This window comes from Sinomicrobium pectinilyticum, from assembly GCF_003725735.1.
GTDB classification, from domain to species: domain Bacteria; phylum Bacteroidota; class Bacteroidia; order Flavobacteriales; family Flavobacteriaceae; genus Sinomicrobium; species Sinomicrobium pectinilyticum.
Genome location: NZ_RJTM01000131.1, coordinates 1 through 297, shown reverse-complemented (window position 1 = coordinate 297; position 297 = coordinate 1). Strand labels below are relative to the sequence as shown.

Below are 297 nucleotides of genomic sequence, written 5' to 3'. Positions count from 1 at the left end.
ATGACCAGCGCTTTGTCTTCTTTCTGGAAATAAACCACTTCCGAGCAAGGTTCTTCCTTGATGACCAGCACCCGTTTAAAAATCCCGTCACGCCAGTATTCCAGCCGCTGTTGACGGCTTTCCTCCCCGTTTGGGATATGATCGAGGAACAGGGGCGACTCCCGGAGGCGTTGCAGGTTGGTGTTGTTGAACTGGTGACTGTCAAACACAAAGGGGATTTTTTCTTTAGTTGGCAGGGACACCTCCGGGTTTTCCAAAAGTACCGGCAAGCCGGATGCCAGGCGATTGATGATGTGA

At 51.5% G+C, this 297-nt stretch carries 1 protein-coding gene; it reads right to left on the bottom strand.

Annotated features, from left to right (window positions below):
• On the bottom strand, positions 1 to 297 hold a 297-nt coding region (locus tag ED312_RS23880; protein WP_170164562.1), incomplete at both ends, for a hypothetical protein.